Here is a 14961-nt window from a genome sequence, read left to right as displayed (position 1 = left end):
CATCGTCGCGGATCGGGAAGTCTGACGCGACGGTGCGGAGGCTCGGGAGCACATTTGGGATCCCGTGCTTCGACACAGTAACGGGATCCCAAATGTGTGTCAACGGTCCCAAACCAAATCGCACGGATAATCTGGGATCACGGAGGGAAAGGTGGGGGCATGTCGAAGAACGCGTCGACGCGGCTGTACCAGAACGACAGGCCGATGCGAGACATCGTCGCCGAGGAGATCCGCGCGCAGATCTTCGATGGCCGGCTCGCCGACGGCGAGCGCCTGGTCGAGCGTGAGCTCGCCGAGCAGTTCGGGGTGTCGCGGCATCCGGTGCGCGAGGCGCTGCGGGTGCTGCAGCGGGAGGGGCTCGTCGATTCGCTGGAGTCGCGCGGGCTCGTCGTCAGCTCACTCACCAAGCAGCAGGTGCTCGACCTCTACACGATCCGCGAGGCACTGGAATCGGTGGCCACCCGAGAGGCCGCGATCCGCATCAGGGCGGGCGAGCCGAACCATCTCGCACAGACCATCGCCGACGCCAGAGATGCCGTGGCGCGCGGCGACATCGAGGCCGCACACGAGGCCAATGCGCGCTTTCACGACGAGGTGCTCGAGCTCTCGGGCAACGTCACCCTGCAGCAGATGCTCGCCCCGGTCGTCGGGCGGCTGCACTGGCTGTTCCGGCAGGTCTCGGATGTGTCGTACGTGGTCGACGAGCACGCCAGAATCGCGGAGGCCGTCACCTCGGGCGACGGGGAGTGGGCGGCGACGCTTGCCCGTTCGCATGTGCTCGCCTACCGCGCCTACACGATGAAGTTCCTGTTCGACGAGGGGCAGGATGCCGGTTCTCCGGCATCCGGTGTTGACGCAGCCGATTCGGCCAGCTAACGTCAGTTGGGATCCCAAGCGGTGATCGATGTCGATCGCCGCACTGCCGGGAGCCCCATCTGACCTGAGCGGAGTCACCATGACCTTCGACCTCCTCATCACCAACGCGACGATCGTCAACGCCGACGGCGCCGTGCGCGCATCCATCGGAATCGAGGACGGCACCGTCACCGCGCTGCTCGCGCCGGATGCCGTCGTGCCCGACGCCGTCCGCACCATCGACGCGAACGGACTCGTCGCCATCCCCGGCGGTGTGGACGGGCACTGCCACGCCGAGCAGACCACGGGCGCCTACCGGTCGCTCGACACCTATGCCTCGACCACCTCGGCCGCACTGCGCGGCGGCACGACCACGATCATCGACTTCGGCATCCCCGACGGCACCGGCCAGACGCCGATCGAGGCCCTCGAGCGCAAGATCCACCTCGTCTCCGAGAACGGCGCCCGCTGCGATGTCGCGCTGCATGGCTCCGTGATCACCTGGGACGACAGCACCTCGGCGCAGCTCGAGCGCATGGCCGAGCTCGGCGTGCACTCCGTGAAGATGTACACCACCAACCGCGGCTCCACGATGTCGGACGACGACACCATCGTGCGCGTGCTGCACGAGATGGTGCGTCTCGACGGCCTCGCCTACATCCACGCCGAGCACGACGGCATCATCCACGATCGCACCACCGCGTGCGCCGATCGCGGCGCGATCGGCATCGAGCATCTGCACGAGTCCCGACCGGAGATCTCCGAGGACGCCTCGGTGCGCGAGATCCTCGCGGTCGCCGAGTACACCGGCGCCCCCGTCTACTTCGTGCACCAGTCCACGCCGGCCGCCGTGGATGCCGTCGCCGAGGCGCGCGGCCGCGGGCTGAACGCCTTCTCGGAGGTCTGCCCGCACTACCTGCTGCACGACGAGTCGGTGTACTCCGGACTGGCGCCGGAGAAGTTCGCCTGCTGCCCGCCGTTCCGGAGCTCCTCGGATGTCGCGGGGCTGCGCGCACGGGTGAACCGCGGCCTGGTCGACACCCTCTCCTCCGACCACACCAGCTACGACCTCGCGCAGAAGCGCGAGCACAGCGACGACGTGCGCCACATGCCGCACGGCTTGCCCGGCGCCGGCACCCGGATGCCGGCCGGCTACACCGCCATGGTCGTCGAGGAGGGGCTGCCCATCGAGGACTTCGTCGCCCTGTTCTCTGCCAACCCCGCCCGCGTGAACGGCCTGCACCGCAAGGGCGCCGTCGCCGTCGGGAACGACGCCGACATCGTGCTGTTCGACCCCGAGGAACGCCGGGTCGTCCGGGCATCCGACCTGCACCAGGACAGTGACTTCTCGCCGTTCGACGGCATGGAGCTGGCCGGCTGGCCGCGCTACGTCGTCAGCGGCGGACACGTCGTGGTGGATGCCGGTGAGTTCGCCGATCCAGGCCCCGTGGGCCGGTACATCGGGCAGGCGCCGTTCTCGGAGCGGCCCGGCATCACCCGACCGGCGTCGGTTGTGGCCCGCCACGCGGTGTCCGCATGAGCAAGCGCATCGGCATGATCGTGCCCTCGTCGAACACCTGCCTCGAGCCTCAGACCTACCGGATGCTCGGCGACCGCACCGACGTCACCGTGCACTTCGCCCGCATCGAGGTCACCCGCATCGCCCTCGACGGCGACGCCGACGCGCAGTTCGACGAGCAGATCATGGTGGACGCCGCGAAGCTGCTCGCCACCGCCAAGGTCGACGCCATCGCGTGGAACGGCACCTCCGGGTCGTGGCTCGGGCTCGAGCACGACGAGGCCATCACCGACGCGATCACCGCCGCCACCGGCATCCCGACGACGACCTCGTCGCTCGCCCTCGTCGACGCGCTCGCGCGCAACGGCGTCACCCAGTTGGGCCTCGTCACGCCGTACACCCCCGACGTGAACCTCGGCGTCGCGGCGGAGTACGCCCGGCACGGCCTCGAGGTCACCGTCGAGCGGCACCTCGGCCTCTCCGACAACGAGTCGTTCGGGCGGGTGCAGCCCGAAGAACTCGCGCCGCTCGTGCAGCAGACCTTCGACGCCGGCGTGCAGGGCACGGCCGTGCTGTGCACCAACCTCTACGGCGCCCCGATCGTCGAGTCGCTGGAGGCCGGCGCCGAAGCCTGCGTCTACGACTCGGTCGCCGTCACCCTCTGGAAGTGCCTCGACATGATCGGCGCGGCGGGGCTGGATGCCCGGTGGGGCAAGGCGCTCGCGGGCTGAGAGCCGCAGTGGGATCAGTCCGCGACGGCCGCTGCGAGTCGAACGGCGCCCGCCACCGGGGGGCCGTCGAGCACCGTCGCCTGCAGGCCGGTGCGGTCTCGCACCGCTGCCTCCAGCCGCGCCGCATAGCCGCGCTGATTCGCCACGACGCCGCCGGCGAACACGACGTGGTCGGCCTGCGCGCTCAGCGCGCGCACCCGCTCGACCAGCCGCGCGGTGCGCGACACCCCCAGGTCGATCGCGGTCTGCGCTGCGGCCGACTCGCTCTCCACGGCGAAGATCGCGTCAGCCCACGACGCCCACTCCGACGCGGGCGAGGTCTGCATCACGTCGACCAGGTCGCGCAGGCTGCTCGAACCGGATGCGGTGAGCAGCAGCTCCTGCAGCGGGTCGCTCTCCGAGCTCCGCACGTCGACGCCGTCGCTCAGCGCTGCGACGGCATTGCGCACCAGACCCCAGGCCGAGCCGTCGTCGCCGACCAGCCAGCCCCATCCTCCGAGATAGCGGGCCTCGCCCGAACCGCGGTGCACGACGATCGACCCGGTGCCCAGCACGACGTTGATCGCGTGCGGCCGGCCCACCGCGTGCCCCAGCAGCTCGGCGTCGTTCACGACGGCCACGGGCACCGGCACCTGTGCGGCGACCCTGCTTCGCAAGTCTTCGCACTCGGCATCCGAATCGCAGCCGTGCGACCCGATGCCGATCGCCCGCACCGGTCGCTCGGCCGCGAGACCGGCCACGACCGCGGCGCGGTCGACGAAGGAAGCCGCCCCCCAGCCCAGCTCGCGCACGACTCGATCCTCGATCACCGTGCCGTCGACGGACGCCCACCGCACGTGCACCTTGGTGCCGCCTGCATCGATCCCCAGGAGGACCGGTGCGTCCGATCTCACAGGCGCACCGCATTCGCATAGAACCGCAGCGCGGCATCCAGCGTCTCGCGCGACGAGCGCACGCCCGCGGTCGAGACCTCGCTGTGCAGCACGGCACGCACGAGCACATCCAGGGTGTCGAAGCGATCGTCGGCAGCGGGCTCCTCCACCCACGCGCGGTCCCGCGTCACGGCGAGCGTGCCGGTGCGGCTGACCAGGTGCACCGAACCGCGCTCGCCGACCAGGTGCATCTCGGTGAGCGAGTCTCCCGACTCCGCGATCCAGGTGTCCTCCACCGTGACGACTGCCCCGGACTCCAGCATGAACACCGCGTGCCCGTAGTCCTCGACAGCCAGATCCTCGTGGCGCAGTCGGCCGTACACGCCGGACACGTCGCGCACCGGGCTGTCGAACAGCCAACGCATCCGGTCGATCTGATAGACGGCGTGATCGATCCAGCCGCCGCCAGGAGCCTTCGACGGATCGAGCCACCAGCTCGGTCCGCTCTGCCCCGGCCACGGTGAGGGCACGGCGCTGTTCATCGAGAACGTGCCCGAGATCCACGGGCCCAGCTCGTCGGTCAGCTCCCGCAGCCGCAGCGCCAGCGCCGAGGTGCGGCGCGCCTCGCTCGGCACGAACACCACGCCCGCGCGTTCGACGGCCTCGACCACGGCATCCGCTCCGGCCAGATCCATCGCGAGCGGCTTGACCGACACGATGTGCTTGCCGGCCTCGGCCGCGGCGATGCACAGCGCGGCGCTGCGGTCGACGCTGGTGAAGCAGGCCACCGCATCGACATCGTCTCTCGCGAGTGCCGCGGCCGGATCATCCGACCAGGCGACGCCGAGGTCGCCGGCGACCTCGGCCGCGTGAGCGGCATCCGTGTCGGCGATCACGACCAGTTCGGTCTCGGGATGCGCGACCACGGCCTGCGCGAACGGGATGCCCGCGTACCAGTGGTCCAGGCCCAGAACGGCGATTCTCAGTGTCATTCTCGTGGTCCTTCAGAACGTGGTGGTGAGTTCGACGATGCGGTTCTCGCGCGCGGAGGTCTCCACGGCGAGCATGATCTCCAGTGCGTGCCGGGCATGCTCACCGCTCAGCACCGGACGCACGCCGTCGCGCAGGCACTCGGCGAGATGGCCGATCATGATCGCGCGCCCGTACCGCTCCCGGGTGGCACTGGTCGCGAGCGGCTGATCCGACTGCAGCCAGCCGTCCACCCCCGGCTCGAGATCGGTCTTGTACAGCTCGAGGTCGTCATGCCCCGGCTGCAGGATGTTGATCACTCCGCGGCGGCCGAAGATCTCGACCTTCGGCCCGGTCGACGCGTGCAGGTTGTAGGTGCCGTCGACCACGGCGAACGTCGAGTCGCCGAAGTCGAGCATGAAGAGGTTGTTGTCCGCCACCTCGACGGGCATCTCCAGCCCGGCGAACGGTCCGTCCCCGCGCACGGTGCGCACCTCGTCGGTGACGCCGGCGAACGCGGACACCCTGCGGGCCGGGCCGAGGATGCCGGTGATCTCGTGGATGCCGTACACGCCCATGTCCAGCAGCGGCCCGGAGCCCTTCGCATAGAACCAGGTCGGGTCGGACTCCCACCCGCGGGGCCCGCCACCGGGGCCGGCGTGGCTGGAGTGCACCCGTGCGAACGCCACCCGGCCGATCTCGCCTGCGGCGACAAGCTCGGCAGCCTTCGAGTACGGCTCGAACAACATGTCCGGCGGGGCGCAGACGATCAGCAGGCCCCGCTCGTCGGCGAGGCGGATCAGCTCATCCGCCTGCTCCATGGTCGCAGCGATCGGCTTCTCGGTGACCAGGTGCATGCCGGCCTGAAGGATCTTCCGAGAGGTGTCGAAGTGCAGCGGGATCGGGGTCAGGTTGGCGACCGCGTCGATGCCGCCGGACGCGAGCATCGCATCCAGGTCACCGTAGGAGCGGGGGATGCCGTACTGCGCGGCGACGTCCGCCGCGCGGACGGGGTCGACGTCGGCGATGGCCGCGACTTCGACCAAGCCCTCGTACTGCGCGATGTTGGGGAGCACGCCGTACGACGCGACGGCGATGCCGCCCGCGCCGAGGACGCCGATGCGGAGCGGACTCGTTGAATCTGGCACTTCAACCTCACCTTCGATGGTTATCGACAAGAACGTTGCCAGATTTCCCGGAACCTGTCAAAGGGGTGATGTGCCCGTACTTCTCACTGAGCTGGCGACTGTTTCCGATCAACTTCATCGAGGGGGGTTGCAAACTGTCAGGAAACATTGCAATACTCGGACTCAGCCGGATCGGATGCCGGCCGGGCAGTGGCGCCGGCCGACGCAGAGAAGCGAGGAAGACATGGCAGCAGGGCGCACCCCGTCGTGGCTCGGAGACGAGAACGCCGCGCACGCGCTGGCGAGCATGATCGATGACGGACCGCTGAGCCGCAACGGCATCGCCGGGCGCATCAACCTCTCGAAGCAGACCGCCGCTCAGATCGTCGCCCGCCTCGAGGAGAGCGGCCTGATCGCGCCCGCGGGCGAGGAGACCGCAGCTCGTGGCCCCGCCGCCACGGTCTACGCCGTGCGTGAGGACGTCACCTACGGCGTCGGCGTCAACGTCGACCAGCACGGCGTGCAGTCCAGCGTCATCGATGTCACCGGACGCAGGCACACCGTCGCCCGCGAGTCGGCCGCGGGACTCACCAGCGAGCGCAGCGCCGCGAAGGATGTCGCTCACGCCGTGCTCCGCGCCTGCAAGAGCGCCGGAGTCGACCTCGCCCGGGTCGGCCACGTCTGCATCGGCGTCCCCAGCAGCGTCGACCCGCGAGCCGACGAACTGAGCTCTGTCGAGGGACTCCCGGGCTGGTCGCGCAGGCACGTCCGCCAGCAGATCGAGGATGCACTCGGATGCCGCGTGCGCATCGACAACGACGTGAACCTCGCCGCGGTCGCCGAGCGCAGCACCGGCGCCTACGGCGAGAACGCCACCACCGCTCTGATCTGGACCGGTTACGGCATCGGACTCGCGCTCGACATCGCCGGCAAGATCGTGCAGGGCAGCTCGGGCGGCGCCGGTGAGATCGGGCATCTCCCGGTCGCACGCAGAGTCGTCCCCGGCGTCGAGGACGACCTCGACATCGAGGACGTCGTCGGCGCGGCCGCCCTCGAGGCCCTCGCGAAGGAGATCGGCGAACCCGACCTCACCTTCGACCGCATCCTGGCGGGCGAGCCGCTGCCGACCCGCCTCATGGAGGCGCTCGCCCCGCGTCTCGCCTACGCGGTCATCCCGGTGCTCGGCGTGATCGATCCCGACTTCGTCGTCTTCGGCGGACCGGTCGGCCGCGCCGGCGGCGAGGCGCTCGCCGAGATGACCAGAGTGGCGATCCGCAACCGCACACGGTGGGACCCGAACGTGTCGGTCGCCCGCGTCTCGGAGGACCCCGTGCTGGCCGGAGCGCTCGAGCTGCTCCGGAAGGACCTCCGCGAGGACTACCTCGCCAGGGCTCGTCGCTCCGGCGCCACCAACGAAGCGGAAGAGATCGAGCGCAGTCTGCGCGCCATCCGCTGACACCCAGACCCTGAACACCCCGACCGTTGCGGCACCCGGCCGCCACGGCTTCCTGCAGTGCACCCAAGAAAGGAACGCGATGAAGCTTTTCACTCGACAGCTGCTCGCCATCACGGCAGTCGCCGCGACGGCGCTCACGCTCGCCGGATGCTCCGGGTCGAGCTCGGACGAGGTCGCCGCCAAGGCGCCCGCCGCCTCCGACCTCAAGGGCGAGATCACCCTGTGGCACCACTACTCCGCGCGTGAGTCCGAGGTCATCACGTCGCTCGTCGATGACTTCCAGGCCGCATACCCGGGGGTGAAGGTGAAGATCAGCGACCAGCAGGAGGACACCAAGATCGCCCAGGTCGCCGCGACCAGCTCGAAGGTCGACGTGATGATCACCAACGTGAACAACACGCTCGGCACGCTCTGCAAGTCGATGGTCGACCTGCAGCCCTACATGGACCGCGACGAAGTGGCCGAAGGCGACTACCAGGGCATCTTCGCCGACCTCACCAAGTACGAGGACAAGCGCTGCAGCCTGCCAACCACCTCCGACGTGTACGGGCTGTACTACAACACCGACCTGCTGAAGGAGGCCGGCTACTCCGAGCCGCCCAAGACTCTGCAGGAGCTCGAGACCATGGCGCTGAAGATGACCACCTACAACGCCGACGGCTCGATCAAGACACTCGGATTCAACCCCCTCATCGGCTTCGGTCAGGTCACGCCCGCGACGCTCGGACAGACCGCGGGCGCGCAGTGGATGGAGGACGGCAAAGCCAGCGTCGCGGAGGACCCGAACTGGACCGGCCTGATCGACTGGCAGAAGGCGTTCGTCGACAAGATCGGCTACGACAAGCTGAAGACCTTCAGCGCCGGCGCCGGTGACGAATGGTCGGCGGACAACCCGTTCCAGACCGGCAAGATCGCCATGTCGCTGGACGGCGAGTGGCGCGTCGCGTTCATCGCGGATCAGGCGAAAGACCTCGCCTATGCGACGGCTCCGGTTCCGGTGCTCGAGGGCAGCGGCCAGGAGTACGGCGGCGGATTCGCCGGCGCGGCCGACATCGGCATCAGCAACAAGTCGCAGAACAAGGAGGCCGCCTGGGCTCTGGTGAAGTTCCTGTCGCACGACACCGACGCGGCCGTGAAGTACGCGAACGGATTCAAGAACATCCCGACGCTCAAGGCCGCGGCCGAGTCCGCCGACCTCGAGGTCCCGGACACGTACCGCACCTTCGTGGATGCTGCGGCGAACCCGGCGACCCAGTCCTCGCCGGTGACCGCGATCGGCGGCACACTGACGCAGGGCTTCGGATCCTTCTGGGAGAGCTACCAGTCCGGTGACGCCGACGAGAAGAAGCTCGCCGACGGTCTGAAGCAGGTCGACGAGGACATCGACAACGCCCTCAGCCTGCGCGGCGCGAAGTAGTCACGATGACGGCGACAGCAGTTCGCTCTCCGGAGCCGCGGACCCGTGTCCGCGGCTCCGCGGAGCCACCGCGACCCCGACGGCGCATCCGCTGGGCGATGTGGTCGATGCTCGTGCTCGGCCTCATCGGCCTGGTCGTGTTCTTCCTCTATCCGCTCGTGGCCAACATCTACTACTCGTTCACGAGCTATGACCTGGTCAGCGAGCCGATCTGGATCGGCCTGCGCAACTACGAGTACATGTTCACCCAGGACAGCAGGGTCGGAAAGGCCGCGCTGAACACGCTGTGGTTCGTCGTCTTCCTGGTGCCGGTGCGGATCGTCTGCGCACTCGGCATCGCCCTGCTGCTCACCCGGCGCAAGCGGGCCAGCGGTGTCTGGCGCACACTGTTCTACGTGCCGGCGCTGGTGCCTCCGGTGGCGAGCGTGGTCGCGTTCGTCTTCCTCTTCAACCCGGGCACAGGTCCGGTCAACACGATCCTGCGCGCCTTCGGGATGCAGGGACCGCTCTGGTTCAACGACCCCGCGCTGAGCAAGCCGTCGCTGCTGCTGCTCGGCATCTGGATGATGGGCGACGTGATGGTGATCTTCCTCGCCGCGCTGCTCGACGTGCCGCGCGACCAGTACGAGGCGGCCTCGCTGGACGGCGCGAACGGTTTCCAGCGGTTCCGGTTCGTGACGATCCCGAACATCTCGCCCGTCCTCGTGTTCTCGCTCATCACCGGCATCATCGCTGCACTGCAGTACTTCACAGAGGCGGCCGTGGCATCCAGCGTGGCGAGCGGCAAGTCGGGCGTCGGATCGGGTCCCGATGTGCTCATCGGCTACCCCAACGACTCGCTGCTCACGTTCACCCAGTGGATGTACCTGCAGGGCTTCTCGAGCTTCCAGCTCGGCTACTCGGCCGCGCTCGCCGTCATGCTCTTCCTGGTCGCCTCTGCGGTGATGGCGCTGCTGCTGCGCAGACTGGGTGCCTTCGCCGGAAACGGGGTGCGCTGATGGCCCGCCGCATCCTGTTCTGGATCGCCGAGCACGCACTGCTGCTGGCGCTCGCGCTCATGTTCATCCTGCCGATCGTCTTCGTGCTGCTGACCTCGTTCATGGGGCCGAACCAGACTCTGACCGGTGCGGTCTGGCCCTTGCCATGGCAGTGGAGCAACTACAGCGACGCCTTCACGACGGCTCCGCTCCTGACCTGGTTCGGCAACTCGCTGCTGTACGCCGGTCTTGCCACCGCGTTCATGCTGGTGTCATCCGTGCCGATGGCCTTCGTACTCGCGAAGTACCGGTTCCGCGGCGACAACATCGTGTTCTTCCTGGTGATCGTCACCATGCTGCTGCCGCCGCAGGTGACGCAGGTGCCGCTGTACGTGATGTGGTCGTCGCTGGGTCTGACCGGCACGCTCTGGCCGCTCATCCTGCCGCACCTGTTCGGCGGCGCGTTCTCGATCTTCCTGATGCGCCAGTTCTTCCTGTCGCTCCCGGCCGAGTACGTGGATGCCGCACGGATCGACGGCAGCGGTGACTGGGGCATCCTGCTGCGCGTGATCGTGCCGATGGCGAAGCCCGGCATCGCCGCGGCAGCGATCTTCTCGTTCTTCTCGTGCTGGAACGACTACTACGGGCCGCTGCTGTACGCGTCCGAGAACTCCGAGAACTGGACCGTCTCGTTCGGACTGGCCAGCTTCCACGGCGCGCACGCCACGGACTGGGGCGTGACCATGGCCGTCACCATCCTCGCCACTCTGCCCGTCGTCCTCGTCTTCTTCTTCGCCCAGCGCACGTTCGTCGAGGGCATCACCCTCACCGGCGTCAAGGGCTGACCGCCCGCATCATCTAGGAGCAGTTCATGACTGAAACCACCACCCCCGTCCGGCGCCTCGGCATCGGCATCGTCGGCGCCGGCTTCATCGCCCGCTTCCACACCCGCTCCTGGCAGGCGGTGCGAGACGCCGACATCGTCGCGGTCTCGTCGCGCACGCTCGCCAAGGCCGAGGATCTCGCCCGCTACGCCGAATCGCTCAGTGTCGGGGTCGACGTGTCGGCCTACGACGACGTCGCCGAGCTGGTGCGCGACCCCCGGGTCGACGCGATCTGGGTGCTCACGCCCAACGAGACCCGCGTCGAGGTGATCGAGGCGATCTGCGACGAGGTCGTGAGCGGCCGCGGCAGCCTGCGCGGCATCGCCGTCGAGAAGCCGTTGGGGCGCAACCTCGCCGAGGCGCGCGCGGTGGCGGCGGCGGTGGACCGCGCCGGCATCCTGCACGCGTACCTCGAGAACCAGGTCTACGCGCCGCGGCTCACCCGCACGCGCGATCTGGTCTGGGCTCGCGGCGCCTCGGCCGCGGGATCGCCGTACCTGGCCCGCTGCCTCGAGGAGCACTCCGGTCCGCACTCGCAGTGGTTCTGGGACAGCGAGCTGCAGGGCGGCGGCGTCCTCAACGACCTGATGTGCCATTCGGTCGAGGCCGGACGGTTCCTGCTCACCCCTCCGGGCACCGACCCCGACGAGTGGCTGACGCCGGTGTCGGTGACCGCGACGATCGCCTCGCTGCGGTGGGGGCGCGACCATTACGCCGCCCAGCTCGAGGAGCGCTATCCGGGAGTGCAGGACTACCGCGACACGCCGTCGGAGGACTACGCGAACGCCACGTTCGTGTTCCGCAACGGCGACGGCGAGCCCGTGATCATCGAGGCCACCACCTCGTGGGGATACGTCGGCGCCGGGATGCGGCTCTCGTTCGAGCTGCTCGGACCGGAGTACTCGATGTCCGCCAACTCGCTCACCGGCGACGGCCAGGTCTTCCTCTCCCGCGACCTGCAGCAGGATGCCGGTGAGGACATGCTCGAGAAGCAGAACGCCGAGCAGGGGCTGATGCCGGTGATCGCCGACGAGCCGGCCTCGTACGGCTACGTCGCCGAGAACACCCAGATCGTTCGAGCCTTCGTGCGCGGAGAGCAGCCGCTCGAGTCCCTGCACAGCGGCGTCGCCGTGACCGAGCTGCTGATGGCGGCCTACTACGCGGCCGAGACGCAGACGGTCGTGCAGTTCCCGGTGGATCTGGAGGACTACGTGCCGGCGGTCGCGCGTCGGGAATGGCGTCCGCGCCGCGCGGCGGATGCATCCGAATGATCGGCTACGAGGAGGGCCGCACTCGGCAGTTCCAGGGGTTCGGAGAGGTGCTCGAGCGTTCGCGAGCAGCAGCTGTCGGGGCACCGGCCCAGCTGCTGCTCGCCGGAATCGGTGCGAGCAACGCCGCGCTCGCCGCGCCGCTGCACGTGCTGCGAGGCGCGGGTGTCTCGGCCTGGCGCACGGACTGCTCCGATCTGCCGGCGCTGCCCGCGGCCTCGCCCGACCTCGTCATCGCGGTGTCGCAGAGCGGACGCAGCGTCGAGACGGTCGCGCTGATCTCCGAGCTCGCCGAGGCGGGTGCGACCACGCGCGCGATCACGAACTCGGACGACAACCCGCTGGTGCGGACGGCGGGGGGAGCGATCACCCTGGGCGGGGCCGAAGACAGCCGGGTGTCGACGGTCGGCTTCGTCACGACGTTCACCGCCCTCTCTGTGCTGGCCGAAGGCATGGCCGGCATCGTCGCGGAACTGCCGTGGGAGGACCTGCCCGCCCTGATCGACTCGACCGTCGACCGGGCGCGCCCCGATCTGCTGACCTTCGCCACGGAGCACCTCGCCACCGGATCGGTCGACGTGATCGGGGCGGCCGACCGCCTCACCCCCGTGGAGGCGTTCGCCCTGCTGCTGCGCGAGGGACCGCTTGTCGCGAGCGCCGCATACGGCACTCGGGCGTACCTGCACGGCCCGATGGATGTCGCCGGGAAGGACGTCGCCCACGTCGTGCTCGGCGCCGGGCGCGAGCGCGAGCTGGTCGAGCAGCTGCACGAGCAGACATCGCGCACGCTGCTGCTGGCCGAGCACGCGCACCGGCATCCGTCCTCCGCGGCGGTGGAGATCCCCGCCGGTCTCACGACCTGTCAGCGTGCGCTGCTCGAGGTGGTCGTCCTGCAGGAGCTGCTCTCGATCGTCTCCGACGTCCGCGGGCTGCCGGTCGACGACCCGGTCTTCGTGCGGCAGGACACCAAGATCGCACCGGCCGGGTGACGGCCGGGCTCAGTCCCCGCTCGAGTGCAGCCCCCGCCGCGCCGACAGCAGCGTCACCTCCGGATGATTCTCCACCAGCATCCGCTCGGCCTGATCGAGCACGTCGCGGACGTGCGTCGCGTGCGCGGCGACGACCGAGACGCCGATCTCGGTGCGGCGGTGCAGATCCTGCGCACCGACCTCGGCGCAGGAGGCCTCGGTGCGCCGGCTCAGCTCGGCGATGATCGGACGGATCACGCTGCGCTTCTCCTTCAGCGACTGCACGTCGCCGAGCAGGATGTCGAACTCGATCCACCCGATCCACACGCCGCCAGTCTGCCTCAGACCCGACGGAAGGTGAACATCCCCTCGACGCCGCCGTGGTTCACGACTCCGGTGCCGGTGCTGAACATCCGGGCCGAGCTGGTCGATCCGCTCTCGACGAAGACGTAGCCGGTGTGCTCGAGCCGCCAGCCCAGCGCCTCGACCTGGCTGAGCAGGTACCCGACCTGGTCGTCGCGCTGGATACCGTTCTCGGCTGAGCCCCACGACGAGGTCTCGCCGGTCAGCTGTGCGACGTCGAACTGCAGATGCAGGAGGACGTCGCCGCGGGCGCGGGCGTCTTTGGAACGTTGGAGGAGGTACTCGGCGGTCTGAGGGTGCGGCATGCTGCGAGCATAGACGGCGGCATCCGTCTCGATAGCGTTGAACGGATGCCTTCCTCGCCCTCCCTCGCCCTGCGCCGCGCCCGGCTCGGCACGGCGCTGCTGTTCCTCACCAACGGTGCCCTGTTCGCGAACATCCTGCCGCGCTACCCCGAGATCAAGTCCGCTCTCGGGCTGGATGCCGCCACCTACGGCCTCGCGATCGCGGCATTCCCCGCCGGGGCGATCGCCGCGGGACTCACCGCCGCGATGTTCGTGCGGCGCTTCGGGTCGGCGAGGGTCGCCGTGGTCGGCACGGTCATCGTCAGCCTGAGCCTGCTCGCCGCCGGGCTCGCGCCGTCGGCCGTGCTCTTCGCCCTCGCCCTGCTGCTCGGCGGCGCGGCCGACTCGATCACCGACGTCGCGCAGAACGCGCACAGCCTGCGCGTACAGCGCGGCTATGCCCGCTCGATCATCAACTCCTTCCACGCGATCTGGTCGGCCGGGGCGGTGCTCGCCGGCGCGATGGCGGCCGCCGCGATCGCGCTCGGACTGCCCCTCGGCATCCACCTGTCGATCTCGGCCGTGATCTTCGTGATCGTCTCGCTCGTCGCGGCCCGGCTCTGCCTGCCGGGCCGCGACGAGGCGGGGGAGGCACCCGATGCGCCTCATGCCGTGGCAGACAAGAAGCCCCGCGTCACCGCCCGCACCGTCTTCATCCTGCTCGCCCTCGTGCTCATCGCCATCGCCGGCGCCGTCGTCGAGGATGCCGGGATGTCGTGGGCCACCCTCTACCTCGGCAGCGACCTGGGTGCACCCGCCGCGCTCGCCGCCGTCGGCTACATCTCCCTGGTCGGCGCGCAGTTCGTCGGACGCCTCGTCGGCGACCGCCTCGTCGACCGCTTCGGGCAGCGCACCATCGCCCGCGCGGGTGGCGCGATCGTCGCGGTCGGCATGGGGCTGGCGCTCGCGTTCCCCACGGTGCCCGGCACGATCGTCGGCTTCATGGCCGCCGGATTCGGTGTCGCCACCCTGATCCCGGCAGTGCTGCAGGCGGCCGACGCGCTGCCCGGCCTGCGGCATGGCGCCGGCCTGACGATCGTGTCGTGGCTGCTGCGCCTCGGATTCCTGCTCGCCCCTCCGCTGGTCGGCCTCATCGCCGACAACGCGGGTCTGCGTGCCGGCCTGCTCGTCGTGCCGATCGCCGGCCTCGTCGCGATCCTGTTCGCGGGCGTGCTCGAGGGGCGCCGGCAGCCTGAGAACTGACCGCGAAC

15 protein-coding genes are annotated in these 14961 nt (G+C 69.5%); 10 read left to right on the top strand and 5 right to left on the bottom strand.

All coding sequences use genetic code 11. The annotated features are described in order from the left end of the window. The first annotated feature begins 159 nt into the window (after positions 1–159). The 3 genes from ACFVAE_RS09315 (at position 160) to ACFVAE_RS09305 (ending at position 3105) form a co-directional block, all read left to right on the top strand. Positions 160–876, top strand: coding sequence for a GntR family transcriptional regulator (locus ACFVAE_RS09315; protein ID WP_378890888.1), 717 nt, complete (start codon positions 160–162; stop codon positions 874–876). Between the two features lie 79 nt (positions 877–955). Continuing rightward, complete coding sequence (locus ACFVAE_RS09310) at positions 956–2395, top strand: dihydroorotase family protein (RefSeq protein WP_378890886.1); 1440 nt, start codon at positions 956–958, stop codon at positions 2393–2395. Next, positions 2392–3105, top strand: a complete 714-nt coding sequence (locus ACFVAE_RS09305; protein WP_378890884.1) for an Asp/Glu racemase — start codon at positions 2392–2394, stop codon at positions 3103–3105. Before ACFVAE_RS09310 ends, ACFVAE_RS09305 begins: the two co-directional genes overlap by 4 nt. Positions 3106–3119: 14 nt before the next feature. Here the strand turns inward: ACFVAE_RS09305 and ACFVAE_RS09300 are convergent, their stop codons facing one another. Genes ACFVAE_RS09300 through ACFVAE_RS09290 form a run of 3 tightly spaced genes read right to left on the bottom strand, consistent with a single transcriptional unit; the run spans position 3120 to position 6094 of the window. Beyond that, a complete protein-coding gene (locus ACFVAE_RS09300; protein WP_378890881.1) occupies positions 3120–3998 on the bottom strand; it encodes a BadF/BadG/BcrA/BcrD ATPase family protein in 879 nt (292 codons plus the stop codon). Then, positions 3995–4969, bottom strand: coding sequence for a Gfo/Idh/MocA family protein (locus ACFVAE_RS09295; RefSeq protein WP_378890879.1), 975 nt, complete (start codon positions 4967–4969; stop codon positions 3995–3997). The genes ACFVAE_RS09300 and ACFVAE_RS09295 overlap by 4 nt, the downstream gene beginning before the upstream one ends. A gap of 12 nt (positions 4970–4981) precedes the next feature. Then, positions 4982–6094 carry a Gfo/Idh/MocA family protein gene (locus ACFVAE_RS09290; protein WP_378890877.1) on the bottom strand — a complete coding sequence of 371 codons (1113 nt, stop codon included), beginning with the start codon at positions 6092–6094 and terminating at the stop codon, positions 4982–4984. 223 nt (positions 6095–6317) lie between these two features. Between ACFVAE_RS09290 and ACFVAE_RS09285 the strand changes: the two genes are divergently transcribed. The 6 genes from ACFVAE_RS09285 to ACFVAE_RS09260 all read left to right on the top strand — a co-directional run bounded on the left by ACFVAE_RS09285 (position 6318) and on the right by ACFVAE_RS09260 (position 13064). Then, the gene (locus ACFVAE_RS09285; protein WP_378890875.1) at positions 6318–7529 is read left to right on the top strand and encodes an ROK family transcriptional regulator; all 1212 of its coding nucleotides are present in this window, start codon (positions 6318–6320) and stop codon (positions 7527–7529) included. A 79-nt stretch (positions 7530–7608) separates the two neighbouring features. Then, positions 7609–8946 carry an extracellular solute-binding protein gene (locus tag ACFVAE_RS09280; RefSeq protein ID WP_378890873.1) on the top strand — a complete coding sequence of 446 codons (1338 nt, stop codon included), beginning with the start codon at positions 7609–7611 and terminating at the stop codon, positions 8944–8946. Between the two features lie 98 nt (positions 8947–9044). Continuing rightward, complete coding sequence (locus tag ACFVAE_RS09275; RefSeq protein WP_378890871.1) at positions 9045–9944, top strand: carbohydrate ABC transporter permease; 900 nt, start codon at positions 9045–9047, stop codon at positions 9942–9944. Continuing rightward, positions 9944–10768: a carbohydrate ABC transporter permease gene (locus tag ACFVAE_RS09270; protein ID WP_378890869.1), complete on the top strand. Its 825-nt coding sequence runs from the start codon at positions 9944–9946 to the stop codon at positions 10766–10768. Before ACFVAE_RS09275 ends, ACFVAE_RS09270 begins: the two co-directional genes overlap by 1 nt. A gap of 26 nt (positions 10769–10794) precedes the next feature. Continuing rightward, positions 10795–12078, top strand: coding sequence for a Gfo/Idh/MocA family protein (locus ACFVAE_RS09265; RefSeq protein ID WP_378890867.1), 1284 nt, complete (start codon positions 10795–10797; stop codon positions 12076–12078). Further along, on the top strand, positions 12075–13064 hold the full coding sequence (locus ACFVAE_RS09260) for an SIS domain-containing protein (protein WP_378890865.1): 990 nt from the start codon (positions 12075–12077) through the stop codon (positions 13062–13064). The genes ACFVAE_RS09265 and ACFVAE_RS09260 overlap by 4 nt, the downstream gene beginning before the upstream one ends. A 9-nt stretch (positions 13065–13073) precedes the next feature. Here the strand turns inward: ACFVAE_RS09260 and ACFVAE_RS09255 are convergent, their stop codons facing one another. Both ACFVAE_RS09255 and ACFVAE_RS09250 read right to left on the bottom strand, forming a co-directional pair. Then, entirely contained in the window at positions 13074–13370 is a 297-nt protein-coding gene (locus ACFVAE_RS09255) for a DUF503 domain-containing protein (protein WP_378890863.1), read from the bottom strand. 14 nt (positions 13371–13384) lie between these two features. Next, on the bottom strand, positions 13385–13711 hold the full coding sequence (locus tag ACFVAE_RS09250) for a hypothetical protein (protein ID WP_378890861.1): 327 nt from the start codon (positions 13709–13711) through the stop codon (positions 13385–13387). Between the two features lie 45 nt (positions 13712–13756). Between ACFVAE_RS09250 and ACFVAE_RS09245 the strand changes: the two genes are divergently transcribed. Next, positions 13757–14953: an MFS transporter gene (locus ACFVAE_RS09245; protein ID WP_378890859.1), complete on the top strand. Its 1197-nt coding sequence runs from the start codon at positions 13757–13759 to the stop codon at positions 14951–14953. The last annotated feature ends 8 nt before the right edge of the window (positions 14954–14961 follow it).

Source organism: Microbacterium sp. NPDC057659 (assembly GCF_042799915.1).
Classification (GTDB): domain Bacteria; phylum Actinomycetota; class Actinomycetes; order Actinomycetales; family Microbacteriaceae; genus Microbacterium.
The sequence above is the reverse complement of the archived record's forward strand: the minus strand, read 5'-3'. Positions and strand labels throughout refer to the sequence as shown.